32 protein-coding genes and 1 pseudogene are annotated in these 25,278 nt (G+C 40.0%); 4 read left to right on the top strand and 29 right to left on the bottom strand.

The window, feature by feature from the left end:
* Nucleotides 1–4: 4 nt before the first annotated feature.
* Nucleotides 5–574: a TetR/AcrR family transcriptional regulator gene (locus tag B2727_RS11965; RefSeq protein ID WP_004806677.1), complete on the bottom strand. Its 570-nt coding sequence runs from the start codon at nucleotides 572–574 to the stop codon at nucleotides 5–7.
* A 240-nt stretch (nucleotides 575–814) separates the two neighbouring features.
* Here B2727_RS11965 and B2727_RS11960 point away from each other — a divergent pair, with 240 nt between their 5' ends.
* Nucleotides 815–1,732, top strand: coding sequence for a lysine exporter LysO family protein (locus B2727_RS11960; protein ID WP_033132914.1), 918 nt, complete (start codon nucleotides 815–817; stop codon nucleotides 1,730–1,732).
* Between the two features lie 12 nt (nucleotides 1,733–1,744).
* Here the strand turns inward: B2727_RS11960 and pyrF are convergent, their stop codons facing one another.
* Both pyrF and B2727_RS11950 read right to left on the bottom strand, forming a co-directional pair.
* On the bottom strand, nucleotides 1,745–2,425 hold the full coding sequence (gene pyrF, locus B2727_RS11955) for an orotidine-5'-phosphate decarboxylase (protein WP_004806673.1): 681 nt from the start codon (nucleotides 2,423–2,425) through the stop codon (nucleotides 1,745–1,747).
* Nucleotides 2,426–2,538: 113 nt separating this feature from the next.
* Nucleotides 2,539–3,087: a helix-turn-helix domain-containing protein gene (locus tag B2727_RS11950; RefSeq protein ID WP_005188020.1), complete on the bottom strand. Its 549-nt coding sequence runs from the start codon at nucleotides 3,085–3,087 to the stop codon at nucleotides 2,539–2,541.
* Nucleotides 3,088–3,176: 89 nt separating this feature from the next.
* On the opposite strand from B2727_RS11950, the gene B2727_RS11945 reads away from it, so the two are divergent.
* Together B2727_RS11945 and B2727_RS11940 are read left to right on the top strand one after the other, a co-directional pair.
* The gene (locus tag B2727_RS11945; RefSeq protein WP_017401926.1) at nucleotides 3,177–3,833 is read left to right on the top strand and encodes an AzlC family ABC transporter permease; all 657 of its coding nucleotides are present in this window, start codon (nucleotides 3,177–3,179) and stop codon (nucleotides 3,831–3,833) included.
* The gene (locus B2727_RS11940; RefSeq protein WP_241345082.1) at nucleotides 3,830–4,156 is read left to right on the top strand and encodes an AzlD domain-containing protein; all 327 of its coding nucleotides are present in this window, start codon (nucleotides 3,830–3,832) and stop codon (nucleotides 4,154–4,156) included. Before B2727_RS11945 ends, B2727_RS11940 begins: the two co-directional genes overlap by 4 nt.
* Nucleotides 4,157–4,239: 83 nt before the next feature.
* Here B2727_RS11940 and B2727_RS11935 read toward each other — a convergent pair whose 3' ends face one another.
* From B2727_RS11935 to B2727_RS11860, 16 genes are all read right to left on the bottom strand, one after another.
* Nucleotides 4,240–4,605 (bottom strand): lipopolysaccharide assembly protein LapA domain-containing protein, encoded by a 366-nt coding sequence (locus tag B2727_RS11935; RefSeq protein WP_016163885.1) that lies wholly within the window; start codon nucleotides 4,603–4,605, stop codon nucleotides 4,240–4,242.
* A gap of 14 nt (nucleotides 4,606–4,619) precedes the next feature.
* Nucleotides 4,620–4,922 carry an integration host factor subunit beta gene (locus B2727_RS11930; protein WP_004806663.1) on the bottom strand — a complete coding sequence of 101 codons (303 nt, stop codon included), beginning with the start codon at nucleotides 4,920–4,922 and terminating at the stop codon, nucleotides 4,620–4,622.
* 157 nt (nucleotides 4,923–5,079) lie between these two features.
* On the bottom strand, nucleotides 5,080–6,762 hold the full coding sequence (gene rpsA / locus B2727_RS11925; protein ID WP_004806660.1) for a 30S ribosomal protein S1: 1,683 nt from the start codon (nucleotides 6,760–6,762) through the stop codon (nucleotides 5,080–5,082).
* A gap of 114 nt (nucleotides 6,763–6,876) precedes the next feature.
* Nucleotides 6,877–7,557 carry a (d)CMP kinase gene (cmk, locus tag B2727_RS11920; protein ID WP_033132916.1) on the bottom strand — a complete coding sequence of 227 codons (681 nt, stop codon included), beginning with the start codon at nucleotides 7,555–7,557 and terminating at the stop codon, nucleotides 6,877–6,879.
* A 9-nt stretch (nucleotides 7,558–7,566) separates the two neighbouring features.
* On the bottom strand, nucleotides 7,567–8,007 hold the full coding sequence (locus B2727_RS11915; RefSeq protein WP_005204193.1) for an SRPBCC family protein: 441 nt from the start codon (nucleotides 8,005–8,007) through the stop codon (nucleotides 7,567–7,569).
* 66 nt (nucleotides 8,008–8,073) lie between these two features.
* A complete protein-coding gene (tadA, locus tag B2727_RS11910; protein ID WP_033132917.1) occupies nucleotides 8,074–8,583 on the bottom strand; it encodes a tRNA adenosine(34) deaminase TadA in 510 nt (169 codons plus the stop codon).
* Nucleotides 8,584–8,588: 5 nt separating this feature from the next.
* Complete coding sequence (locus B2727_RS11905; protein ID WP_171061051.1) at nucleotides 8,589–9,713, bottom strand: enoyl-CoA hydratase/isomerase family protein; 1,125 nt, start codon at nucleotides 9,711–9,713, stop codon at nucleotides 8,589–8,591.
* On the bottom strand, nucleotides 9,710–10,423 hold the full coding sequence (ung, locus tag B2727_RS11900) for a uracil-DNA glycosylase (RefSeq protein ID WP_004806648.1): 714 nt from the start codon (nucleotides 10,421–10,423) through the stop codon (nucleotides 9,710–9,712). Before ung ends, B2727_RS11905 begins: the two co-directional genes overlap by 4 nt.
* Before the next feature lie 44 nt (nucleotides 10,424–10,467).
* Nucleotides 10,468–11,064, bottom strand: a complete 597-nt coding sequence (locus B2727_RS11895) for a 6-pyruvoyl trahydropterin synthase family protein (RefSeq protein WP_033132918.1) — start codon at nucleotides 11,062–11,064, stop codon at nucleotides 10,468–10,470.
* A 108-nt stretch (nucleotides 11,065–11,172) separates the two neighbouring features.
* Nucleotides 11,173–12,207, bottom strand: a complete 1,035-nt coding sequence (gene gspK, locus B2727_RS11890) for a type II secretion system minor pseudopilin GspK (RefSeq protein WP_171248643.1) — start codon at nucleotides 12,205–12,207, stop codon at nucleotides 11,173–11,175.
* Nucleotides 12,164–12,895: a type II secretion system minor pseudopilin GspJ gene (gspJ, locus tag B2727_RS11885; protein WP_033132919.1), complete on the bottom strand. Its 732-nt coding sequence runs from the start codon at nucleotides 12,893–12,895 to the stop codon at nucleotides 12,164–12,166. Before gspJ ends, gspK begins: the two co-directional genes overlap by 44 nt.
* On the bottom strand, nucleotides 12,892–13,281 hold the full coding sequence (gspI, locus tag B2727_RS11880; protein WP_032811635.1) for a type II secretion system minor pseudopilin GspI: 390 nt from the start codon (nucleotides 13,279–13,281) through the stop codon (nucleotides 12,892–12,894). The genes gspJ and gspI overlap by 4 nt, the downstream gene beginning before the upstream one ends.
* 253 nt (nucleotides 13,282–13,534) lie before the next feature.
* Nucleotides 13,535–14,083 (bottom strand): pilus assembly FimT family protein, encoded by a 549-nt coding sequence (locus tag B2727_RS11875; protein WP_005204208.1) that lies wholly within the window; start codon nucleotides 14,081–14,083, stop codon nucleotides 13,535–13,537.
* An 11-nt stretch (nucleotides 14,084–14,094) separates the two neighbouring features.
* Nucleotides 14,095–14,703, bottom strand: a complete 609-nt coding sequence (locus B2727_RS11870) for a TetR/AcrR family transcriptional regulator (RefSeq protein ID WP_017401929.1) — start codon at nucleotides 14,701–14,703, stop codon at nucleotides 14,095–14,097.
* A gap of 41 nt (nucleotides 14,704–14,744) precedes the next feature.
* The gene (locus B2727_RS11865) at nucleotides 14,745–15,518 is read right to left on the bottom strand and encodes a TatD family hydrolase (protein ID WP_005204211.1); all 774 of its coding nucleotides are present in this window, start codon (nucleotides 15,516–15,518) and stop codon (nucleotides 14,745–14,747) included.
* Between the two features lie 24 nt (nucleotides 15,519–15,542).
* Nucleotides 15,543–15,887: a PilZ domain-containing protein gene (locus tag B2727_RS11860; RefSeq protein ID WP_004806631.1), complete on the bottom strand. Its 345-nt coding sequence runs from the start codon at nucleotides 15,885–15,887 to the stop codon at nucleotides 15,543–15,545.
* A gap of 336 nt (nucleotides 15,888–16,223) precedes the next feature.
* On the opposite strand from B2727_RS11860, the pseudogene B2727_RS20035 reads away from it, so the two are divergent.
* Nucleotides 16,224–16,727, top strand: a pseudogene (locus tag B2727_RS20035) (hypothetical protein).
* A gap of 53 nt (nucleotides 16,728–16,780) precedes the next feature.
* Here the strand turns inward: B2727_RS20035 and B2727_RS11845 are convergent.
* The 10 genes from B2727_RS11845 to B2727_RS11800 all read right to left on the bottom strand — a co-directional run bounded on the left by B2727_RS11845 (nucleotide 16,781) and on the right by B2727_RS11800 (nucleotide 25,266).
* Nucleotides 16,781–17,290 (bottom strand): hypothetical protein, encoded by a 510-nt coding sequence (locus tag B2727_RS11845; protein WP_033132998.1) that lies wholly within the window; start codon nucleotides 17,288–17,290, stop codon nucleotides 16,781–16,783.
* A 159-nt stretch (nucleotides 17,291–17,449) separates the two neighbouring features.
* On the bottom strand, nucleotides 17,450–17,755 hold the full coding sequence (locus B2727_RS11840) for a hypothetical protein (protein ID WP_004806625.1): 306 nt from the start codon (nucleotides 17,753–17,755) through the stop codon (nucleotides 17,450–17,452).
* Nucleotides 17,756–17,939: 184 nt separating this feature from the next.
* Nucleotides 17,940–18,923, bottom strand: a complete 984-nt coding sequence (locus B2727_RS11835) for a DNA polymerase III subunit delta' (protein WP_033132920.1) — start codon at nucleotides 18,921–18,923, stop codon at nucleotides 17,940–17,942.
* A gap of 2 nt (nucleotides 18,924–18,925) precedes the next feature.
* The gene (kdsB, locus tag B2727_RS11830; RefSeq protein WP_004806621.1) at nucleotides 18,926–19,687 is read right to left on the bottom strand and encodes a 3-deoxy-manno-octulosonate cytidylyltransferase; all 762 of its coding nucleotides are present in this window, start codon (nucleotides 19,685–19,687) and stop codon (nucleotides 18,926–18,928) included.
* A 9-nt stretch (nucleotides 19,688–19,696) separates the two neighbouring features.
* On the bottom strand, nucleotides 19,697–20,704 hold the full coding sequence (lpxK, locus tag B2727_RS11825; RefSeq protein WP_033132921.1) for a tetraacyldisaccharide 4'-kinase: 1,008 nt from the start codon (nucleotides 20,702–20,704) through the stop codon (nucleotides 19,697–19,699).
* A gap of 2 nt (nucleotides 20,705–20,706) precedes the next feature.
* On the bottom strand, nucleotides 20,707–22,434 hold the full coding sequence (msbA, locus tag B2727_RS11820) for a lipid A export permease/ATP-binding protein MsbA (RefSeq protein WP_004806618.1): 1,728 nt from the start codon (nucleotides 22,432–22,434) through the stop codon (nucleotides 20,707–20,709).
* Nucleotides 22,431–22,859: an ExbD/TolR family protein gene (locus tag B2727_RS11815; RefSeq protein WP_004806616.1), complete on the bottom strand. Its 429-nt coding sequence runs from the start codon at nucleotides 22,857–22,859 to the stop codon at nucleotides 22,431–22,433. The genes msbA and B2727_RS11815 overlap by 4 nt, the downstream gene beginning before the upstream one ends.
* A gap of 14 nt (nucleotides 22,860–22,873) precedes the next feature.
* Nucleotides 22,874–23,503: a MotA/TolQ/ExbB proton channel family protein gene (locus B2727_RS11810; protein WP_004806614.1), complete on the bottom strand. Its 630-nt coding sequence runs from the start codon at nucleotides 23,501–23,503 to the stop codon at nucleotides 22,874–22,876.
* A 96-nt stretch (nucleotides 23,504–23,599) separates the two neighbouring features.
* Nucleotides 23,600–24,487: a ParB/RepB/Spo0J family partition protein gene (locus B2727_RS11805; RefSeq protein WP_033132922.1), complete on the bottom strand. Its 888-nt coding sequence runs from the start codon at nucleotides 24,485–24,487 to the stop codon at nucleotides 23,600–23,602.
* Nucleotides 24,484–25,266: a ParA family protein gene (locus B2727_RS11800; RefSeq protein WP_005204229.1), complete on the bottom strand. Its 783-nt coding sequence runs from the start codon at nucleotides 25,264–25,266 to the stop codon at nucleotides 24,484–24,486. Before B2727_RS11800 ends, B2727_RS11805 begins: the two co-directional genes overlap by 4 nt.
* Nucleotides 25,267–25,278 lie beyond the last annotated feature (12 nt).

Genomic DNA, 25,278 nt, shown 5'->3' with positions numbered 1-25,278 from the left:
GAACTTAGGCGCTGATCAGAATATTTAATGCTTTTAAGATCGCATCCAATCTGAGGTGAAACTTCTCTCGCCCACCATAGATCAATTCGCTTTGTAAGGCATCGACAAAGCTCATGCATACACGAGCCAGAGCGACACTATCCAGTTGATGCTTATTTTCTATTAAAATAGAGTGTTGAATGGCTTGTAAAAATACATTTTCCAGTTCCGCCATAAAGACATGCATCGGTTCAATTACCTGATCATATAAGTGCACAGGCGGACTAATTAATGCATTCATCCAAAATTGAACACCATATGATGCATCAAAACGCTGTTCGATACTTTCAAAGTAATGCAGTAATTGCTGCTGGATTTTTTCTCCGCCTTGCAATACAACCTTGGCATGTCCCAATTCTTCATCAATCATGATTGGAATCAGACTGAGATACAATTCGTCCTTATTCTTAAAATGTGCATAAATTGAAGGTTTTTTTATCCCGACATCAGTCGCAATCTCGTTTAGCGATGTTGCTGCAAAGCCCTGTTTTGCAAACCGTTCTAATGCCACTTTTTGAATCTTAGCTGCTGTCACAAATCATCCACCTTTATTACTGCTAAAATTATATTTCAGCCAACAGGATATTCATAGCTGAATAAGAGATTGTATTTATATGCCATCTACCTGAATGGCAACATAATCATCTACTCAGTATCCCCCAAGTTTATTGATATCCGTTTATCTTCAAAACTTTCTATATCAAATGATATATAAATCTATTCAAGTATCAGATTTCCCTGCATAATAAATCAGCACTATAAACGCTCTGATTGTATGACCTCTCTTGTTTTAATCTTCCAGATTTTTGTTTGCATTAGCTTAGGCTATTTTGTCGGGCCACATTTATCACAGACAATTAAACAATTCGTATTTAAAATACTGCCCTATTTTTCTTATATTTTACTGATTAGCGTGGCATTTGAACTGACTCAAGCCTTAAATCACGTTCAAAATCCTACTGCTATTCTACCGCCAGCATTACTGATTGCATTTACCACCTCGATTGGTTCATTTTTTATTTGCTTGATCACCTACAAACTGATTGATCGCCAAAGTGTACAAGGAAAGATTTCCTTACACCTATTTCTCAATGCACTCAAGAATATCGCCAAAGCATTTTTGGCTTTGGGGGTTGGTATTCTATTCGGCGTCATGGTCAATAGTTCAGGTTTAACGATCAGCTTTAATAGTTGGTATTTATTACTGATCTTTATTTTTTTGATCGGGATCGAACTGGCCTTCACCCAATTTGATCGTAGTTGGTTGAGTTGGAAAATTTTGCTGGTTCCCGTGGCTGCATTTGTTGGTTCATGCTTGGCATCCCTGTTAAATTATTTCATCTTATCCAATGAATATAGTCTTAACGAAGTCATGGCCTTAGCCCAAGGCTATGGCTGGTATTCCATGTCAGGGATTTTATTCACTGAAATACACTCAGCCAAACTGGGTGGAATTGCTTTATTAACGGACTTGTTTAGAGAAATTTTTGCCATTTTATTGATGTATTGTCTTGGCTGGCGTTTTCCACGCTCTGCGATTTCCAGTGCAGGTGCAACGTCAATGGATGTCACACTTGCCATGGTCAAACAATCATGTGGCACACATTATGTCCCACATGCCATGATGAGTGGATTGATCTTGTCACTTCTCGCACCACTCTTAATCAGCTTATTTCTAAGTATGAAGTTTTAACATCGTACTTTATTAGATTGAAGCCAAGATTGATTTCAACATCTCAGTTGGATTCTCAGCCTTGGTAATTGGGCGGCCAATGACTAAATGCGTTGATCCGTCTTGCATTGCTTGCTTTGGCGTTACGATACGTTTTTGGTCATCTGCATTTGAACCCTCAGGACGAATCCCTGGTGTGACCAATGCAAACTCTTGTCCTAATAGTTCACGAAGGATCTTGGCTTCTTGTGCTGAACACACGACACCATCTAATCCGCTGTCTTGAGTAAGTTTTGCTAAACGCTTTACATGCTCGACAGGTTCTATATCCAAACCTAGATCACGTAAGTCTTCACGGCCCATTGAAGTCAAAACTGTGACTGCGATCAATTGAGTTGAATAATTACCCGCTTTAAGGCGCTCTACACAGGTTTCCATCATTTTACGGCCACCCGATGCATGCACATTCACCATCCACACACCAAGATCCGCGGCAGCACACACCGCTTGAGCAGTCGTGTTCGGAATATCGTGAAATTTTAAATCAAGAAAAACTTCAAAGCCTTTATCTTGTAAATTTTTTACGATTGATGGGCCTTCATGAGTAAAAAGCTCTTTGCCTACTTTGACACGACAAAGTGACGGATCAAGCTGATCTACAATTGTTAAGGCGTCATATTGGCTTTTTGCGTCTAAGGCAACAATAATACTCACGAATCTAGTTCCATCACATAAAAATCGGCTAATTATAAAGTGATTAGTAGAATGAACAAAGCAAGAAAGTCATCATAATACAAAAAAGCTTTTTTAAAATGATGAAATGATCTTTATCTTTGCTCCGATATCAAGATCGCTCTAGTATCCACTTCCAGAGCTTCAAAGATATGCGCTTGATCTGCGGGATAACAAATATAATCCCCTTCATTCAACAAAATAGGTTCCGCAACCAACCCCACTTTTGCTCGTCCTTTCATAATAATAATATGCTCAACACTCCCAATCGGGTGTGGCTGACTGCAACGTGGCTCACCGGGTTGTGTCGTTAATATATATACATCCCGTCTAGCGCCTGTTGGGCAATTGGCCAATAAGATTGCTTGATAATGCGCGATTTCAGAACTGACTGACGGCCCCTCACCAAAACGAATCACTTGAGTTTGCGCAATATTTGATTCCATCAATTTCGCAAATGGAATATCTAAAGCAACACATAAGGCCCATAAAGTTTCTAGACTTGGATTACCTTGAGCTGCTTCCAATTGAGACAGGGTCGATTTCGCAATCCCTGCTCGGCGAGCCACTTCTGCTAAAGATAATCCAGACTTCTGTCTTTCTCGTTGTAAGCCTTTGGCGACAATTTCAATTGGCAAACTCATATAACACCATAAAAAACGAACGTTCGTTTTGACGAACGGCATAAAATTAATCTATTATATCGTACGTTCGTTTGATATAGAAACCAATGATGCAAGATAAAGAACAATTTAATCTAATCAAAGCCATCGTATTGATTTCAGTTGCAACAGGAATTGTGGGCATTTCCTTGGGCTCAGTTGCTGCAAGCTTCGATGTACCGATGTGGATTCCTTTGCTGTTATCACTCACAGTCCTCGCAGGCGCTGCAGAATTTACATTCATTGGTATGATTGCAACTGGCACCAATCCTATTTTTGCGGCATTGACCGGTATATTGATCAACCTACGCCATCTGCCATTTGGTTTATCCGTTGCAACATTTATTGAAAAGAATGCTTATCGGTTTATTGCCTGCCATATCATGAATGATGAAAGCGTCATGTTTGGACTAAGCCAACAAGAAGATCAAGCCAAACAAAAAGCCTATTGGATGTGCGGATTAGGGATTGCTATTCTCTGGCCAATTGGTGTTTTTATTGGCTATATACTCAGTAAAAATATTCCTGATATTTATGTATTTGGTATAGATGCTGCATTTCCTGCCATTCTTTTCGCATTAATCTTACCTATGCTAAAGAATAAAACTACACGACACCGTGTATTTTTAGGTAGCACATTATCCGTAGCATCAATTCCCTTACTACCAACAGGCTTACCAGTGCTCGTTTCCATGTTAGGTCTACTGTTAAAAGGTAAGTCAAAATGAAATATAGTGAAAGTTATATCTTTGTTGGAATTGTTGTGCTTGCCCTTGGTACCTATTTAATTCGCTACTCAGGTTTTTATCTAGCCAATCGCATGACCTTTAAAGAACATCATAAACAACTACTGGCAGACTCTGCTTGTGTACTACTGTTTACCTTGGCCGTATTCAATACACTTTTTTCTGAGGCTCATTTTAGTGGAATCAGTAAGATCGTGGGCGTTGCCGTAGCTCTTATCTTTGCTTGGAAGAAATGTTCACTGATCGTGGTTATTCTTGCGGCCATGCTGATTACTGCCACTTTAAGATATTTAGGTTTTCCATAAAAAATGGCCCTTTAAATCCAATAAAGGGCCATTTAATAGGGTTCTAAAATCTTCAGACTTTACAACCCTCAAAATATTTTTAATTACAGTGGCGTACGCGTTTGACTTTCAGGATTAATATCCAACACTGTTTTTTCATGTCGTACACTTGCAGCAGCTTCTGCGGCAGCTTGTTGTGCAAGTTGGATCTGCTCTTTTCGAAGATAGTCGATATCTTTACGAAGCCGTTTAATTTCCCAACTGGTCTGGAAGACTCGGAAAACTTGAACGCCTAGTAATAAACCCACCACAATACCCAATGCAAGCGTCAATAAAAGGAGAAGACCTAAACGCATGGCTGGGACTTGAGTAAATAATAAATCCACTTGTAACTCAGCTGGGTTCTGAAGAACCAAAGCGAGTGAATAACCAAAAATGGCAACGAGTAATGCAATTAATACATAACGCATAAACACCTCAATTCTTATTCAGCAGATTCGTTTACTGCATCACGAAGTGCTTTACCAGGTTTAAAGTGTGGGACCGCTTTCGCTGCAACATCTACAGATCGACCTGTTTTAGGATTACGACCTAAACGTGGCTCACGGTGATGCAATGCAAAACTACCAAAACCACGGATTTCAATACGATCGCCGCTTGAAAGCGCTTCAATCATTTGATCAATCATAATCTTAACTGCATCTTCTACCAAAGGCTCAGCCAAGTGTGGGTTTTTAAGTGCAATCCGTTCAATTAAATCAGATTTATTAAGTGCTTCAGTAGTCATTGATGACCTCTTTAATTATTGCTACTTTTCAATGTTTTTAATAATAACCTGTTTAAATACAAAACGGTAGCGCAGTACATGATTACTACGCTACCGTTTGCAGTATTTTTGTATAAAAAAGTACGTCTCAGTTACAAGAAACGTACTTTTTAACAAATTACTTCATTTGAGCTTTAATTAAGTCACCAATAGTCTTAGGACCATTGCTTTCTGCAGTTTGAGTCGCAGCAGCTTGGCGAGCATTGTTCACAGCTTCTTTCTCTTCAGCTTCGTCTTTCGCTTTGATAGACAAGTTGATAGAGCGAGATTTACGATCAACGTTGATGATCTTCGCTTCAACTTCTTGGCCAACTTCTAAGAACTTAGTTGCATCTTCAACGCGGTCACGGTTGATTTCAGAAGCTTTAAGCGTTGCTTCGATGTCATCAGCTAATTTAACTGTAGCACCTTTAGCATCAACAGCAGTTACAGTACCTTTAACTAAAGCACCGCGCTCGTTAGCAGCTAAGAAATCATTGAATGGATCGCTGTTTAATTGCTTGATACCAAGGCTGATACGGTTACCTTCAGCATCTACAGATAAGATAACTGCTTCAACTGTGTCACCTTTCTTGTAACGACGGATAGCTTCTTCGCCTTGTTCGTTCCAAGAAATGTCAGATAAATGTACTAAACCGTCGATACCACCAGATAAACCGATGAAGATACCGAAGTCAGTGATTGACTTGATCGTACCAGAAACTTTTTCGCCTTTTTCATTTGCTTTAGCAAACTCTTCCCATGGGTTAGCACGAGTTTGTTTGATACCCAATGAAATACGACGACGTTCTTCGTCAACTTCAAGAACCATAACATCAACTTCGTCACCAATCTGAACAACTTTAGATGGGTGGATGTTTTTGTTTGTGTGGTCCATTTCTGAAACGTGTACTAAGCCTTCAACGCCTTCAGCGATTTCAGCGAAGCAACCGTAGTCAGTTAAGTTAGTTACACGTGCTTTAACGATAGAACCTTTAGGGTAACGGCTCATGATCGCTAACCATGGATCTTCGCCTAATTGCTTAAGGCCTAAAGATACGCGGTTACGCTCGCGGTCAAATTTAAGTACTTTAACAGTAACTTCTTGACCAACTTCAACAACTTCTGAAGGGTGCTTGATACGCTTCCAAGCCATATCTGTGATATGTAGAAGACCATCAATACCGCCAAGATCAACGAACGCGCCGTAATCAGTAAGGTTCTTGATTGTACCTGTAACTGTTTGACCTTCTTCAAGTTGAGCAAGTAATGCTTCACGGTCAGCTGAAGATTCAGCTTCCATAACTGCACGACGAGATACAACAACGTTGTTACGTTTAGCATCAAGTTTGATTACTTTGAACTCTAACTCTTTACCTTCAAGGTGAGTCGTGTCACGGATAGGACGAGTGTCAACTAAAGAACCTGGTAAGAATGCACGTACAGGACCGATGTCAACAGTGAAACCGCCTTTAACCTTACCAGAGATAACACCAGTAACGATTTCGCCGTCTTCAAAGATTTTCTCAAGTTTAGTCCAAGTTTCAGCACGTTTCGCTTTTTCACGTGATAAAACTGTTTGACCCATACCGTTGTCAAGCGCTTCAACAACTACGTCAACAGTATCGCCAACTTGAACTTCAAGTTCACGTTGTTCATTTAAAAATTCAGCACGGTCAACTACGCCTTCAGATTTAAGGCCAGTGTCAACAGTAACCCAGTCAGAATCGATACTAACAACAGTACCTTGGATGACTGCACCCTTTTCAACGTTGAGGTTTAATTCACTTTCTTCAAAGAGGGCTGCAAAAGATTCGGTCATGATATACCTGATAAAGTCCGCGGTCTTGGATCAGACAAGGCCGGTTTAGTTAAGTTGTTACATTGTCCAAAAAATCTGATCAAGCAATGCTTCAACTGATAAAAAATTGTGTATCTATTTTATACAGCTATTGATATAGTCAACCATTAACTGAAACACTTCATCGATGCCTATTGTAGAACTATCAATGATATACGCATCATCAGCTGGTTTGAGCGGAGCAACTGTGCGCTCCATATCTCGCTTATCTCTAGCTTGTATGTTAGATAAAATGTCGCTTATTTTAGCATCAAGGCCCATGCCCTGCAACTGTTTTACGCGTCGCTCCGCCCGAGACTCAGCCGAAGCGGTTAAATAAATTTTCGCTTGGGCTTCTGGAAAAATAGAAGTTGCCATGTCACGACCATCTGCAACCAATCCTGGTGCTTGAATAAATGCACGTTGGCGCGAGAATAATGCCTTTCTTAATTCAGGTACAGTTGCAACTTTAGAGGCATACTCACCCACTTGTTCCGTTCGAATAGTGTTAGTGACATCTACACCCTCCAAAAAAACAAGTGTCGCTGCTTCAGTCGTTTTAAATTCAATATCCAAATGCGTCGCATACTCAACGCATTGATCTAAGTTCGCATCAATTTGATCCAGCAAGCCTCGCTGAAACAATGACAGTCCAAGTAAACGATATAAAGCACCAGAATCTAATAAATTAAAATGATAATGTGCTGCAATTTTAGCAGCCAATGTGCCTTTGCCCGAACCGCTTGGACCATCTATCGTAATAATATGAACTGTCATTCCCATCTCTTATGAAGCAACTGATTTGGCTAATTTTGAGAACCCTAGTGTAATCGCTGCTTTGAGTTGTGCAAGAACTAATTTACTGACTAAAGGTGCTTTTGCTGTAAATTCAATCTTATAAGTTACTAAAGTTATAAAAGGTGTAATTTCTTTAAAATCAATTTGCCCCAAGTGATGCTTCACCAAAGGATTATTAATCAACTTATACTCAATACGCTTATTTTCTTCCAACAAAGTGATTTCTTCTTGTAAAGGCTTAATCGCTCCAAAGCCCATACGGCGAATCGAACCTACACCATCAGGACGTTCTGGATCAGCAGAATCCTTTACGCGAACAACCTGTAAAGGTGCAAATGCCTTGTTATAAGTGGCATGTTTTGACAGTAAGTCAAAAACTTCGGAAATCGGTGCATTAAATTCTTTTTCTATGGTGATTGCATTACGCATAAGTTCGCCTTTTGATGTAACCCAAAATCATCGGAGGCTTAGTTTGCCACAACTCATAAGACATTTTTAATCATTTAAGGACGTTTTTGACAAACGGATTTTCTTCTTTTCATTTCTTCTTTGTTTAAAAAAATCACTCAATTGCAATGAACATTGTTCTTGTAAGCAACCTTGTTCAAAGACAAACTTATGATTGTAATAGCCACTATCAAGCAATTGTCTAGCACTCACCAATGAACCTGCTTTTGGTTCAGTCGTAGCAAAAACCACACGCTGTATCCGTGCATGAATTAATGCACCCACACACATGGTACAAGGTTCAAGCGTCACATAAAGTGTTGTATCGTCGGGCAAGCGATAGTTATTTAAAGACTGACAAGCCGCACGCAACGCTTGTATTTCAGCATGTGCTGTTGGATCCGACAATTTAATTGGCGCATTATATCCAGCACCGATTACCTGCCCCTTGCTGACCAGAATTGCTCCGACAGGTATTTCACCCTGCGCTGCTGCTAATGCAGCCTGCTCATAGGCAAGCTGCATCCAATATTCATCATTAAATTTTTCAGAACTCATAACAATCAGGCAATGACACCGTATTGCTTTAATAAAGCATTCCAGCTTTCGATATTAGTCACAGGAGGACAATCTCCCAAGATACCTTTCAAGCTGAGTTGCTCAGTTGCCTGCCATTCTGGAGATAAGTCTTTATCAACCAAACGCGCACGAACCCCTTCGACAAAATCTGGGTGGCGAATTTTCCAATCAGAAATCTGTGCTTCTAATGCAAACACTTCATCCCATGCATGCCCTTGCTTGCCCCACTGCCATAACAACCATGTGATTGCAGCCGTGCTTGGCGAGCCTTTCTGTAAGTTTTCACTGGCTTGACGCAACCAGTCACTACTCGCATCACTTAAACCAATAATCGACTGATAATCATATTCAAAGCTTTGACCGCGACATACACTATGAATCACATCAATCGAGTTTTGTAATGGTCCAGATGCCACAGGGCGATGCAAACTATTTAAGGTATCGTCAATCGCTCTAAATGCGCCAGCAGGGTAATGATTCCAATCCACACTGAGTACTTTTTGAAGCATATTATCACGTTGCGCTTCGCAGATATGCGTCGCCCAACCGATGCTAAATGCACCCGCTGCCGTCATAATTGAACCCGTCAAGCCAGTAAACAAACCAATTTGTCCACGATCAGCCAAGAAGCGGCTTGCACCAACATCAGGGTATAAGCCGATATTGATTTCTGGCATAGCCAAACGTGAATAAGGCGTAACTAAGCGAAATGGTGCAGCCATAAATAGACCAAGCCCACCACCCATCACATAACCCTCTCCCCAAACCACGATTGGTTTAGCATAGTTATGCAACAGTAAATCAAGTGCATATTCCTGCTGGAAGAATTGATTCGCAGCATCCACTTCCTGATTAATCACCAATTGACGTAACTTGCGAACATCACCGCCCGCACAAAATGCTTTTGGTGTAGTTGAGTCAAACCAAATCGCTTTAACCGTCTCATCGACATGAAAATCTTCAAACACTTGAAGCAGCGCACTTACGATTGATTCATCTAAAGCGTGCAACGATTTAGGTCGATTCAGACGAATGATTCGCCAACCATTTTTTGCGTGTTCAATAACTAAATCTGGATGATAGCTATTTAAATCAGGAGAAGTCATTATGCGTCCAATTGCCAGTCTATAGGCTCAATGCCATGTTGTTTCAAGTAATGATTTGTTTTTGAAAATACTTTACAGCCAAAAAAACCACCACGATTCGCTGCTAGCGGTGATGGATGCGCTGCACTTAGTACTAGATGTTTATTACGATCAATACGTTGACCTTTGCGCTGTGCGTAGGCACCCCACAAAATAAACACGATATGTTCACGTTGTTCATTTAATACATCAATTACGCTATCCGTGAACTCTTCCCATCCTTGTTTTTGATGTGAAGTCGGTTGTCCTGCTTCTACCGTGAGTACACTGTTCAGTAAGAGTACGCCTTGTGCCGCCCATTTACTTAAGTCGCCATGACGTGAAACTGGTACTGCCAAGTCCGTATGTAATTCATGAAAAATATTACGCAAGGACGGTGGTAATGCAATCCCTTTTTGTACCGAAAAGCTCAAACCATTGGCTTGGTTTGGACCATGATACGGGTCTTGCCCTAAAATCACCACTTTGACGCCACCAAGTGGTGTCGTATTCAGCGCATTAAAAATTTGTTTACTTGGTGGATAAATGGTTTTTTCTGCAAGTTTTTCTTGTTGCAAAAACTCCCTCAAATTATCCATTTTTTGACTCAATAGAAACTCTGAAAGTGAGATTTTCCAAGACTCATCCAACTGAACTTTACTTAGTTTGTCCTGTTGCTGTTCAGTAAATTGCATCCACATTCCTTGAAATAAATTCACTCACTGGAGTGAAAACACACTCAAATATTAACTTGTAATTCTACGTTTGGGTTTTGGAATTTGATTCCTTTTTTCAGATTTTCATACATCTGAACATCACTCCATTCAGCTTGTACTTGCTCTGAAAATACAATTTGATCCAAATTTAATACACCCATTTGCTCATTGTCGATATCTTCTTGAAAACTCTGTGCGTAACCTGTATCCGTTTCATGCACAATAACAGAATAAACCTCAACATCACCCTCACCATTTTGAGTGGTGGTCGAGTTCAATACCTGCTGAGCAAGATAAAAGAAAATACGAGAAAACTGTTCAGCCGATGGGGAAACAGGTAACGCAATCCAACGCGCGCTAAATGTTTTACATGCATCAATATAAGCAAGATCATCTTTCTGCCAAAAACAAATTGCATGATCAAAACTATCATACAACTCTTTGATGACGCCTTTTAACAGACCGAAGTCATAGACCATTTGCCCATGATCTAACTTTGACGCTTTTAATAATAATTCAACTTTATAGCTATGCCCATGAATCGAACGCTTACAACGGTCCGATGTACAGTTACGTACAATATGAGCATTTTCAAACTTAAACAATTTACGAATTAACATGCACCAAGCTAATCTTTTATCTGCAAACGAATTTTATTATAAAGCAAAAAAACAAGCATTGGGATTGATTTTAAATCTTGTCACCATTTGATAACTCAATAAAGAATACTACTCAAATGGCGAAAGACTTCTAGAATAAACAAATACTTGCTTGTCTTTTCGTGCTAATGAGCTGGTAAACTGTCTTTTCCGTTCGCTTAAAACAACTTCAATTTGAGCAGTGAAATAGCTTGATTTGCTATCAAGGAAAGTCGCAGCATCAGTTTTGCTTTGTTCATCTATTCCAGAAAAAGCACTTAACTTCCATAAATCTTCAACATTATTGAAATAAGTCAAATTGGCTTGTTTGGTTTTCAGTTCCTGCTCTACCGCTTTAACATCAACTTTCGGATCAATACTGGCGAGCAATAATGCAGGTGCTGTATTCATATTTACTTTGGTCTGTTCGGGCAGTGCCGTGACATAAGGCTTTATTAAATCGTAATTTTTACCTTCAAATCCCTTTACCAGTTTCAGTTCATCTACACTATGAAACTTCGTATTCGGCACTAAATATGCAGGGTCTAAACCTTGATAATAATTACTCTCAGCGCCCATTGCACCTGTTGTCTCATCATTAACATCTTGCCAGTCAATCACAGCTTGACTCAGTTCAGCGGGTAAACCAACTCGCTGCAACAATTTTTCAAACCAACGTCGAGCCGAATCATCAACTTGACTACCATCTGCCTTAACTAAATTATTAAGATTAAATTTCCCGGATTCATCCATTAAGCGCCCAGAAACAGAACCATCCTCGACTGGGAATGGTGGCATAGGTTTGGCCCAGTTCTCCTGTAAATGATCAATCGTGCCGCCATTATCGCTGTCTTGAATAAGTAACTCAGAAAAAAAAGCTTCAGCACTTTTTGCATACAATAAAGATTGATCTTGGCGCATCAAATACCCAGTATTTTCAGAGGTATTGGTCTGGCGTTTGGCAATGGTCGCTGCCAAAATCGTTGCTAAAGCGACCATGACCAAAATGGTTAATAATGCAATGCCACGCTGAGCAACTCCATAACTTTGAGCTTTTCTAATCACTGAATATGCCTCTTGCTCATTGTGTTGGAAGTTGAGTAGGATTAGATGAATTTGATCCATCTTTATTATTAGGTAAATTTGCGCCCCCACCCATACCGCTTGAATTTCCTATCGACTGTAAATATGCCTGTGTATTCAATAAACTATAGATCCATTCATAGTCCGTACCTGCAACAGTTAACTGTATTTTTATGCCTAGCGGTAATTTTTTAAGTTCAGTAATATTGCTCGGGTCACTATTCTCAGGCCACTGTGTCAATTCTTGCGGGTTCAAAACCAGCACTTTAAACTGATCTACATTTTCCAACAATGTACTTGAGATCGGTTGCACACGATTCGGGATATTGAGATTTGAATATTTCAATCGATACACTTTCTTCTGTGCAGAATCATAGCGATATTCAATACGCTCATAAGGTGATAGTCCCTGCTTCAATGGATCAGAAACACCTGCCTTACTAAATGAAAAACTTTGATCATTCAATACAATAGCTGCTTGCAACTGCCTTCCATCATTTGCTGTCAATGGAATAATCTGCAAGCTATCTCTTAATACTTGTTGATATGCATCTTGCAAGGCAAATAGGTGCATTTCATGCTCAGCATTACGATCTTTTACTTTTAATAGATAATCAAAGACCTTCCACCCCAGCATCGAAAGCACGGCAAAAATCGCAATTGCAACCAACAACTCAACCAAGGTAAAGCCAGAGTGAGGCGAAAAGCGATGCTCAGCATTATATTTCATTGTGTTCTCGCCTTTGCAGGATAGTTAAAGAACACAAGATTGGTAATACCCGCCTCGACCTTACCTTGTTCATTATTAAATAAGCTGACTTGCAACTCGATACGTTGGATTTTCGGACTAATCGTCGACTGGGCCTTTTTATCAATTTGCCAGGTTTCACCTTGAGAAGTCACTTGCTTGGATTGTGTTCCCTCTAGCCATTCCTGATTGATTTCCATCGATGCAACTTCATTCATCCCTACAAATTGCGCTTTGGTACGCAAAATCGCATTCGATGTCGACTGAGTGTATTGCATGGCAACTTTAGTTAAGGCAATTGCAGCTACAGCAAAGATTGCCAAGGCCACCATCACTTCGAGCAAGGTAAATCCTGAGCGAGGGTTAATGAAACAACGTTTCACCCGAGCGCAAGACGGAGAGCTATGCTCGACGTGAACACGATTAAATCGAGCAAGGCTCGATCGTGTCGCAAGGCGAGAAGCTATGCTTCGAGTTGCAGGGTTAGTGAAACAACGTTTCTCCCTGAGAAGCGTCACTTCGCAAGAAGACTGAGAAGCTTTACTTGAGGTATGAGGTTTCCCTGCTGCAAGACCGAAAGCTATGCTTCGAGTACACGATGAAGCGCGATTTCCCCAATATCTAACTTTCATCAATTTTACCCAAGTGATCTAACTGCAACTCATGGCCAATCGGTTTTTGCTCATAGTAGAACTGAATTCGAACTGGTTTCACTTCACCATTCCCAAACCAAATCAATTGAGGAGCTCTCCCCCCCAACAAGTCTTCATTTTTTGCTTTGTTATAAGTCGCTGTGTCCAAACTTTGGATACTGAAAGACACATGATCGGGTAATTGGCGAGTTTTAAATTCTTTATACAGTTGCCAAGTACGGTCTGCCTGCTGAATCTGCTCACGACTTTGATCATGGTATTCAAACAAGTTATAGCTAAACGGTGCAACATCTGTGGCATTCTGAGTATTTAGAGCAAAAACTTTGGCCTGATCTGTTGCTTCTTTATTTATTTTTTTAAGATCAAGAATAAACATTTCTCTGGCTTGCATGGCCCGGCGTTGATCGACCCCACCAATATTTAATACCACCAGAGATGCCATGATTGTCATAATGACAATCACCACCATGATCTCAATCAGGGTAAAGGCTTTTTGCGAATGCAGTGGCGATCTCATTATTGTTTCAACTATGGGAGAACAGGTTCGAGTAGCTTAGGTAATGCTAAAGCCTGCTCAATATAGGCAACGCGTAAGGTATCTCGAGAACCTAAATAGCGTTGATAGAAACTCGAATTCAATATAACCGCTGCACCGTATGTTAACGACCAAATTGATGCGAGATAATCACGTGTGGTCATCGTGCTATTGATACCCAATAAATAACTTTCAGTCATACGAATAATGATACGTAAGCGCTGTCGGCGTACTTTATACAACTCACTAAAAAGCAATTGAATGCCCTGGCCCGTTGTCGAAAGACGTTCTTCAATTTGGTGAAATAATGCTGTACGTTCTGGGTGATGTAAATGATGCAGCATAAAGAATGCTAAATGTTCAGGGAAAGCCTTTTCCGTATCCTGAATCATTTCCAATAACATACGCTCATTACGGATAATGAGCAGCATATACAATTCATCTTTACTTTGAAAATGCTTATATAGCGTACCTTTGGCAAGATCCAGCTCAGCTGCCAAGGCATCCAGCGTCATACCAGCTTCGCCATTTTCTAATAGGAGTTGCTCCGCGATTTGAAAAATTAATACTTCTCGTGCTCTAAACTGAGCCTGACGATCCATTTTCACGTAATAACTCTCTTTCCTAGTACATCAAAAACCGTTTATTTCAAATTTAAGAGATTCTCAAAATTTTGTGTTGTAATCATGCCAATCTCTTCAACCGATTTATCATATACATCACTTAATGCTTTTGCTACAAAAGGAACGTATTTCGGTTCATTGGTTTTACCACGATATGGCACAGGCGCTAAATAAGGGCTATCTGTTTCGATAAGCAAACGATCAAGTGGTACCTGCTTCGCAACATCACGTAAGTCTTGCGCATTTTTAAAAGAGACAATACCTGAAAAGGAAATATAATAGCCGCAATCTAATACAGCCTTTGCGGTTTCCCAGTCTTCAGTAAAACAATGCAAGATGCCATGTGTAGATTGTTCTGACCGAATGATATCTACCGTATCGTGTTTCGCTGCTCGGGTATGCACCACCACAGGCTTTTTAACAATTTTCGATGCTTCAATATGACGTGCAAAACAACGTTTTTGCTCAGCAACAAAATCAGTACTGTGGTAATAATCTAAACCCGTTTCTCCTAAGGCCCAGACTTTGTCTGACTGAGCGAGTTGCACCAGATAATCCGTTGTTGCACGTGCCATAATATGCTCGTCTTCACAAGGGTGCACACCCACTGAATAGCCTACATCCTGATGGCGAGCAGCAATTTCAGCCAATTTAACATGATCATCAAGATCAACTGAAATCCCCATGAACTTGGAAACACCTGCAAGTCGTGCTTGTTCAAGTGCTTGATCCAAATCCCCTTGATAAGGACTGAGATCTAACATGGTTAAATGGCAATGCGTATCAACAAACACTCGTTCTTCCTATTCTCTTTACAACTACATCGTATAGCTTGGACGATCCAAGCCTTTCATACCCGCCAATAATTTTTCAGCTTCGTTTTTATAATACACACCTTTTTCCCCCACAAGTTGGATCGCAAAGCCTTGTGGTTTAAAATGCGTCTGTTTATGCGAAATCCAGATCACTTTTCCAGTCAAAGGAATCTTTTGTGATTGCTCTGGCAAGGTTGCCAATACAAACACCTCTTGTCCCATTTTAACGGCTTGTTTCGTCGGTACGAACAAACCACCACCCACAACAAAAGGCATATAGCTGGATTGCAATGTGGTTTTATCTGGAATATTGACCTGTATAATTCCGCCCATCATTTGTGGTTGCATAACATTCCCCTGTCAAAAACGAATTCATCAAAACGTTAATAATTTTATACCATTGATAAATCTAAAAATATTACTAACCATACATAATTTTAGAGAATTCTCATTGGTGACCGTCTAATAAAAAATCTATACTCGATTTATGACTTGATTATAGAAAACAATCGAACAAACAACAAATAATGTTTAAATAAAACCCGAACAAAGCAATCAATCTGCGCTTTATTTAAACAAGCCATGCATTATAGAAAGGATTGTTTAAAACTAGATGACAATTCACCAAAACAGACTGAACCTACTCGACTAAAACATAAAAAGGCAGATCCAAAGGAATTTAGAATGAAAAGAATAAGTCTAATCATCTTGTGTAGTGCTTATCTATTAAGTCCGTCCGTGCTCTATGCGAAGATTTTGAACAAACAACCTAAATTCACCGACTATCCAGTGCAAATCTATACAGGACCCACTGCAAAATTAGACATGAGTGATGCTGATGCTCGTTTGTTTAGAACACGATGATCAGAAGGACTGAAACAAAAACCTGACTATGCTGGAGAATATGTCGCGGTTGGTTGGGGTTGTGGTGCTATGTGTTTCAGCCTCACTTTAATCAGCAAGAGAACAGGAAAAATTCTCGAAGTATTCGGTGGTGAAACTGGAGAAAAATTAATTGATATCCAACCCAATAGCTTATTATTGGTCACACATGGTTCCGTTCAAATGAATGGAAAAGATATCTATGCTAAAAAATTCTACCTCCTCAACAACAACCAATTAAAACTGGTTTATCACACGCCCATTTCTGCAAAAAGTGAAGATGATAACAACACGTTAAACCCATAAATACGTCAGATCGATAAAGATAGTAAGACTTGCTTACTATCTCGATCAAAATATTACTTTGTGGCTTTTACGATCTCGGCTTTATCAAATGAGAACCAACATTCACCTTGTGTCGCCCATTTCGATTCTGTGGTACCAAGCACACCCGTCACGATAATTCGATCGCCAACTTTTAGATTGCTAATTTTGTCTGTATTTACTTTTAAATCATCGCGAGTCAAGCCTTGCCCTTTACACTTACTATTACTTGGATCTTTAAAAATAATTGCGATTTGGTTTTGAGAAATCACTTCACCTGTTTTAGTAATGCGGGTAATGATTCCCGGCACTTCAAGACGTTGAGCATCCCATTTCCGCTTTGCAGTAATTTCATTTTGTTGCCAATCTCTCCAGATTTCAGAAAGTGTTGCTTTCTTTGCGGGGCCTAAACCACGAAAGTCTCCACTCAGGATATCTCCAGTTTTATTTAAAATTCCATCCGTTGCAGACATTGCTGAATCCAATGTCTGACAAGCACTCAATGACAAAAAGCTTAAAGCGACCAAAAGTGTTTTTATGTGCATATCTAAATTCCCTAGCATACCTAGCAAAACGCCATGTGAAAAAATAACATATTTATTTGTATATGTGAATTTTTAACATCCAGCGTAATAGAAATTTTTCCCATAAAAAAAACCGCTCTTCCAAGCGGTTTTTTTACTGAGTATTCAATATATGCATGACTATTTTTCAGTACATTTATAATCAAAATCCAAGGTGCTAATCATTTGGTCTGTATTTCTTGAAATCACGGAAATATTACTCACCCCAGCTTCAATATAAAACTTACCACTGAACTGACTCGCTACCACACCTTTGGCATGATTGAAAGAATAGCTATAGACACATTCATATGCTTGAGAACCTGCATTTGAAGCATTAATCGCAAATGAGGAGCCATTAATATTGGATACAAATTTCGGTTCAGCCATTGCAATATTAGGTATCATTGCAAATGATAAAGCAATCGCGATAAATGTTATTTTCATCTCTATATTCCTTATTTTTTAATATTATTGTGAAGTAACTCACATTTTATATATTTTTAATAAGGTTTGAAGAGCCTCGAACAATTTATATACAAACTTTACATAAACATGATAAAAACCCACCCTCCTGATTTTTCCAGAGGGTTAAGTCTATAAATTTAATTAAAATATTTTTAAAATTTACTTAATTAACATTCATCAATTGAATAAACAACTCATCCAATACCAATTGGGTTTGTACATTTTGTTCAATCATTAACTTTTTTTGCTGTAAGTCAGAATAAATAGTAAAAAGTGCCTCTAAACTATAGAATTCGGCTAGTGATTTAAAGTCCAAATCATTATTTTTTAATGATTGATTCAATTTTAAACTAATCAGATCCCCTAAAAGATATTCAAACATGGTGATCAATTCAGAGAAATTTAATTCTTTAGACCACTTATTTGAATAGTTTAAAGGCATATTTTTTTCAGCAACCAATTTAAACCAATCACTCAAGAATAATGCACGCTTCTGTAACCACTCACTCTTTTCAATCTCAATAGCAGTCAAAGGCATATCATTAGCAAGACTCAACAATAATGAGATTTGTTCATTCGATATTTCTGGAATTTGCTGCTGCACAAATGTTTGTGCATCCTGAATCGTCAAGCGATCTAAAGCGAAGTGCTGTAATCGACTTCGAATGGTTGCAGGAAGTTTTAAGTAATGATCTGCAAGCAAGATCAATACAACCTTCTCACCAGGCTCTTCCAAGGTCTTGAGCAGTGCATTGGCTGAGGCGGTATTCAGTGCTTCGGCAGGCTCAATAACCACTACCCGCCAACCTTCTCCTGTTTGCTGAACAAACGGAAGTAGGTCTCGAATTTTTTCAATTTTAATCTTTGCATTTTGCTTTTTATTGTCTTCATCTGTGGTGATATGCACATAGTTTGGATGCGTATCAGACTTCAACCATTGACAACTGGTACACTCACCACATGCCCGTTGTGCTTGCTTATTTAAACACAGCACCCAAGCCACAAATCGCTCTGCAAACTCTTTCTTGGCGCAACCTTTCTTTCCGTAAAATAAAAGACCATGCCCAAGTTCAGGGAAACGAGTTGTTAATAGCTCCCATGTCTGAGCATGCCAAGGATAAATCACTGTAGCTTGAGTATCGACCATAATTATTCAAATGCACTCAAAGGCAAAGTATTTAGACGGTCTAAATCTGCCTGAGTATCAACCCCTGGCGGTAAGTTGGCTTCTGCCACAGCAATAGCAATACGGTGACCGTTTTCGAGCACACGGAGTTGCTCTAAACTTTCCAACTTTTCGAGATGACCTTGTTCCCAAGTGACATAATCTTGTAGTAATTTCACACGATAGGCATATAGACCTAAATGACGAAAAGCTTGATCATGCAATGTTGGTTCAGCCTGTTTCGCAGCATCACGATCATACGGAATGGTTGCTCGGCTAAAATACAGCGCCTCATTACGCTTACTCATCACCACTTTAACTATACTATCTCGCTGAAACTCTTCTAACTGATGGATTGGTTCACACAGCGTAGACATTGAACATTGCGGATTTTCAACTAAAAGCTGACTCACCTGCTGAACCAATTGTGCAGGCAACAATGGCTCATCGCCTTGTACGTTGACAATAATATCATCTTGTGACCATCCTTTCAGACGTGCAACTTCGCTTAAACGGTCGGTGCCTGAAGGATGTTCTGCACGGGTCATCACCACATCAATTCCTTCCGCTCGACATACCTCTGCGATGCGCTCGTCATCCGTAGCCACACACAGATCATCAAAACCAGCAACTTTTTTGGCTTGGTCGACCACACGCAAAATCATTGGACGGCCATGAATGAGTAATAACGGTTTTGCTGGTAAACGAGAACTGGCAAAACGAGCTGGAATGACAATATGTTTCATGGTCGCTCTCTAAGAAAATTGAATACCGACGTGTTGTAACTGCTGTTTCAGCAAGTCATAACAATCGGATGATAAAACGGCCTCAACAGGAACCACCCAAATCGGCGTGTTAAATTCAGGATGTTGCTTTAATAAGGTTTTAAACTTTACGGCATCTTTTTCAGTGGTGATAATAGCTTCTTGGTTGTCGAAGCTTAAATCATCAATTTCATAATCATGATGATCTGGGAACTCATGCGCCTGATATTGCTGCACGCCTATCGTATTTAAGGTGTGATAAAAACGTTGTGGAAAGCCAATACCAACAACCGCATTAAAATATTGAGTAGCATCAAACCAATCCACTTCAACATTTGTATTTAAAAGGTATGGCTGGCCAACCGCCAAATACATACTTCTTTGTGCTTGTGCGGTTTTGCTATGCTCAATGACAGTACTACCATTTAAGCGTGATTTAGGCTCACGTAGATAACCTTCTGGTAATAGTTTTTCATTACCTAAACCTCGATTTTGATCGAGTACAATCCATTCAAGCTGACGTGCCAGAGCCCAATGTTGCAAACCATCATCACTAATAATGAGATCCAGTTGTTCATTTTCGAGTAACAACTCAATCGAAGCTTGTCGATTCGGCCCAACCGCCATTGGCACTTGGGTAGATTGGACAATAAGGCAAGGTTCGTCACCTGCAGCATCGGGCTCAGATTGTTGAGTCACCAAAAGCGGAAATGGGCCTTCGCCGCCATAACCTCGACTAATCACACCCACCCGAATCTGCTGTTGCTGTAAATATTTGACCAGCTGAATCAACAATGGTGTTTTACCACTCCCACCAACCGTAATATTACCAATCACCATGACAGGTACGGGTGCTGTATAAACGGGTTTAATTCCGTGTTTATACAAGGCTTGATTGGCACAAAAACCAAATCGGTATAACCAAGACAGTGGGCGCAACACCACCAACCACGAAGCTTGTTCATTCCAAGCATCCTGTATTCGTTGCGCCATCGACATACTTAGTTTTCCTCAAAATTGCGTTGGTGTAGCTGATAATACATGCCATGTTTTGCTAATAGCTCAGCATGGGTACCTTGCTCAATAATCTGACCTTTATCCATCACCACAATGACATCTGCATTTTCAACTGTAGATAAGCGGTGAGCAATCACGATAGTGGTACGACCTTGCATAGCTTCATCAAATGCTTGTTGGATGAAGTATTCAGATTCGTTATCCAAAGCACTGGTCGCTTCATCTAAAATTAAAATCGGAGAATCTTTTAAAATTGCTCTTGCAATGGCAATACGTTGACGCTGGCCACCTGATAGGTTTAAGCCTTGGGCACCTAGAATCGTGTCATAGCCTTGTGGCAAGTTCATAATAAAGTCATGTGCATAAGCAGCTTTAGCAGCGGCAATCACTTGCTCATCACTTGAGTCTTGTAACTGACCATAAGCAATGTTATCGCGTACTGAACGGTTAAATAACACCACTTGCTGATTCACGGTTGCAATTTGTGAGCGCAGATAAGCTAACTCAATCTCTTGAACAGGAATACCATCAAAATAGATTTGCCCTTCGCTTAACTCTTGAAAGCGTGGCAGCATGTTGACCAATGAGGTTTTCCCAGCCCCCGAACGTCCAACCAGTGCAACAGTTTGACCAGCCTTAATATCCAAAGAGAAGTCTTTAATCGCATGGGTGCCATCATCATAACGCAGGTTGGCATGATCAAATTGAATATTACCTTTCAATGCAGGCTTAAGTTGACCATTATTGACTTCTTCAGGCATATCCAATAATTCAAAGACCGAATGTGCTGCTGCCAACCCACGTTGTAGTTTTTCATTGATATCAGTCAGGTTCTTCACTGGCTTAGAAATCAAGCCCGCTGCGGTAATGAATGAAATAAACTCACCCGCTGAGGTATCTCCAAATACTTGTGGGCGCAACGCCAGCCAAAGAATGATTGCCATCGCCATTGATAATAACAGCTGAATAATTGGGCTGTTAATATTTTGTACCACCACCATTTTCAAACCACGGCGTAAGTTTTCTTCTGAGGACTTATAAAAACGTTTTTGTTCAAACGCCTCACCCGTAAAACTCTTCACAACCGAGTTAGCGGTAATGGTTTCTTGAACCACATGGTTCACATCACCCATGGTATTTTGGACTTGGATCGAAAGTTTCCGCATTTTCTTCGATGCGATTCTGACCAATATCCCAATAAATGGCATGAAAACCACGATACAAAGGGTTAAACGCCAGTTGGTATAAAGCAGATAGCTTAATAGACCAATAACAATCAAACCATCTTTGATCAGGGTCTGCAAAGATTCAGAAGAAGCAGCTGTTAACTGCTCTACGTTATACATCAACTTGGCACTGATATGACCCGCACTGTTATCAAGATAGTATTGGGCTGGGAGTCTTAACAATTTTGCATAGACTTCCTGACGGATACTAAACACCAAACTACGCGAAATAACCGCAGAAAAATATCCACCAAGGAATAGACCAACACCACGGAAAAACATCAGTAAAACAATCAGCGCTGGAAACCAATCTAAGTTTGTACGACTGCCTTCTTGGATGGCATCAATAATGTATTTCAGCAACTTTGCGACAGAAACCTCCGTCGCAGCGTTGATTCCAAAGCCAAGCAAGACTAATAAGGCAACGCCCCAATAAGATTTTAAATACGATATTAAACGGACATATACCTTAAAATCCTGATTCACTCAGTAAAACCTCTCGTTGGAACTTTAGTGCTGATATTGACGTTAACAAAACCGAGTTGACCTGCAACATCCATCACACGAATTACGTCTTGATGCGCAGCTTTGGCATCAGCCGCAATAATAAACATAAAATCACGACGATCTTGTGCAACCTGCTTAATTGCCGTGCTTAAATCCGCAATATCTTTACTTGATAACGCTTGACCATTCACAGAATAGTGCCCTGTGGAGTCTACCATGATTTCAATTTTGTGATCGAATTGTTTAGGTGGAACACCCTGCGCATCTGGCAATGTCAGGTTTATACGACTTTGTTGACTAAATGTCGTCGATAATAATAAAAACACCAAAATAAATAACATACAGTCAATCATTGGTGTCAAATTGATATGAATATCTTCAACTTGAGAGCGCTTAAACTTCATACGAGCACCTCGGCTTAGCTTGCACGACGGTGTTCTTGGACATGTGCTGCTTTTTTATAAAAAAGCGCAGCATGAAACAAAGTCGATTGTTGCTCTAATTCAGCAATATATTCATGCACAACTCGCTGGAAATAGCGATAAGCAATCATTGCAGGAATCGCAATCAACATCCCGACAGCGGTTGTAATCAAGGCTTTAGAAATACCCGGCATCATCATACTGGCATTACCAGCAGAGCCAACATCAATTACCAAAAATGATTCAATAATCCCGAGGACCGTTCCAAGCAAGCCTAATAAAGGTGCAATTGCACTCAGAGTGCCTAAGAAATTGATATTTTTTTCGAGATGACTGATTTCTTGTGAAGCCGTTGCTTCCATCTGAGCACGCGCAAACTGTTCGCCTTGATCTTGATGTTCATAACCCGCTTTTAAAATACGACCTAGTGGGCTTTTTGCTGCATCATCTTGTTGTAAACGAGCAATCACCGATTCAACATCCGAACCATTAACAAGCAACGCCTGCGGCAAAACTTGTGACCGTTTTAAACGAATATATCGTTCAAGTGTAATCGCAACCGTAAAAATTGATGAGAGAATGAGAGGCAGCATTAACCAACCACCCGCTTTCACAAGTTCCCACATATTATTCCCCAATAATATTTAAACTATAAAAGGATAGATTCGGATTCATTAATCACTCAACAACCTCAAAAGTGACTAACAAACCCACCCTTAATATTAGTTAGGTAAACAAATATTGAGGATTCCATCCAACTCATCCAATGAGTGGTAATGAATGACCATTTTCCCTTTACCTTTTTGGTTATGGTCAATTTTCACATTTGCTCCGAAACGCTCTGAAAGTTTCTGAGTCAATTGTTCAATATCTGGAGAAATTTGGGCCTTTTCCTTTTCAGGCTTTGGTTCACTCCACTCACGAACTAACTGTTCAGTCTGACGTACTGACAAACCTTTTTCAATCACGATTTGCGCAACTGCAATTTGATCTTTGGGCTTCAAAGTCAGAATTGCACGGGCATGTCCCATATCAATCTGACCTTGTTGTATTAGGTCTTTAATCGGATCAGCTAAGCTCAACAAGCGCAACAGATTACTCACTGTTGTACGTGCCTTACCCACCGTATCTGCAATTTCTTGATGACTTAAACCAAATTCATCATGAAAGCGCTGTAAAGCGACTGCTTGATCAATCGGGTTTAAATCTTGACGTTGAATGTTTTCAATTAGAGCCAAGGCAATTGCGACTTGATCATTTAAGTCACGCACAATCGCAGGAATTTCAGTCAAACCTGCTAATTGGGCAGCACGCCAACGACGTTCACCCGCAATAATTTCGTAAGGATGTTGCTCATCATCCACAGGACGGATCACAATCGGTTGCATCACACCATGTTTTTCAATTGATGCTGCAAGCTCTTGTAAATCTTGTTCTTGGATAAAACTACGTGGTTGGTATTCACCACGTTTCAATAAATTGACATCAATTTGCTTGAGTTGACCATGATCCAAGGCTTGTGCTTCAAGTTGCAATTTCTCTTTTTGAATTGAACCCAATAGCGCATCTAAACCACGACCTTTAGCCAATCCGCGTTTTTTGATGCTCATACAGCACTTCCTTTTTTCACTTTACTTTTCTTCAACATTTCTGCGGCTAAGTTCAAATATGCAATCGCACCTTTGGAACTTTTCTCGAAATAAATCACAGGTAAACCATGGGCTGGCGCTTCTGCTAGACGGATATTTCGAGGAATTACCGTTTCATATAACTTTTTACCAAAATATTGCTCTAACTCAGCAGACACATCGCGGGTCAACGCATTACGAGCATCATACATGGTACGTAATACCCCAACGATTTCCAAGTTTGGATTAAGGGCTTTTTGTATACGATCAATGGTCTGTGTAAGATCAGCCAAACCTTCCAAAGCATAGTATTCACATTGCATTGGAATAATCACACCATTTACGGCAGCCAAGGCATTCACCGTGATCAGGCTTAAGCTTGGTGCACAATCGACAATAATATAATCAAATGCAGAATCAACTTCTTGCAGTGCATTTTTAAGAATGAACTCTCGCCCTTCCTGTTCTGCAATGGCAAGTTCTACACCCGCAAGTTCACGGTTTGCACCTAAAACCTTATAACCCACTTCAGCTTTTTGAATCGCCGTTTCAATCGGCACTTCACCCAATAACACATCTGTGACTGAATAAAGTAAATCATTCTTTTGAATACCAGACCCCATGGTGGCATTCCCTTGTGAGTCCATATCGACCAACAAGACACGTTTTTTCAAGATCGCCAAAGAGGCAGCAAGATTGACTGCTGTCGTGGTTTTTCCCACACCACCTTTTTGGTTTGCAATCGCAATAATTTGAGCCATGACTACCCTTAA

The sequence above is a fragment of the Acinetobacter sp. UBA991 genome (assembly GCF_002292065.1).
GTDB lineage: Bacteria > Pseudomonadota > Gammaproteobacteria > Pseudomonadales > Moraxellaceae > Acinetobacter > Acinetobacter higginsii.
The sequence above is the reverse complement of the archived record's forward strand: the minus strand, read 5'-3'. Positions and strand labels throughout refer to the sequence as shown.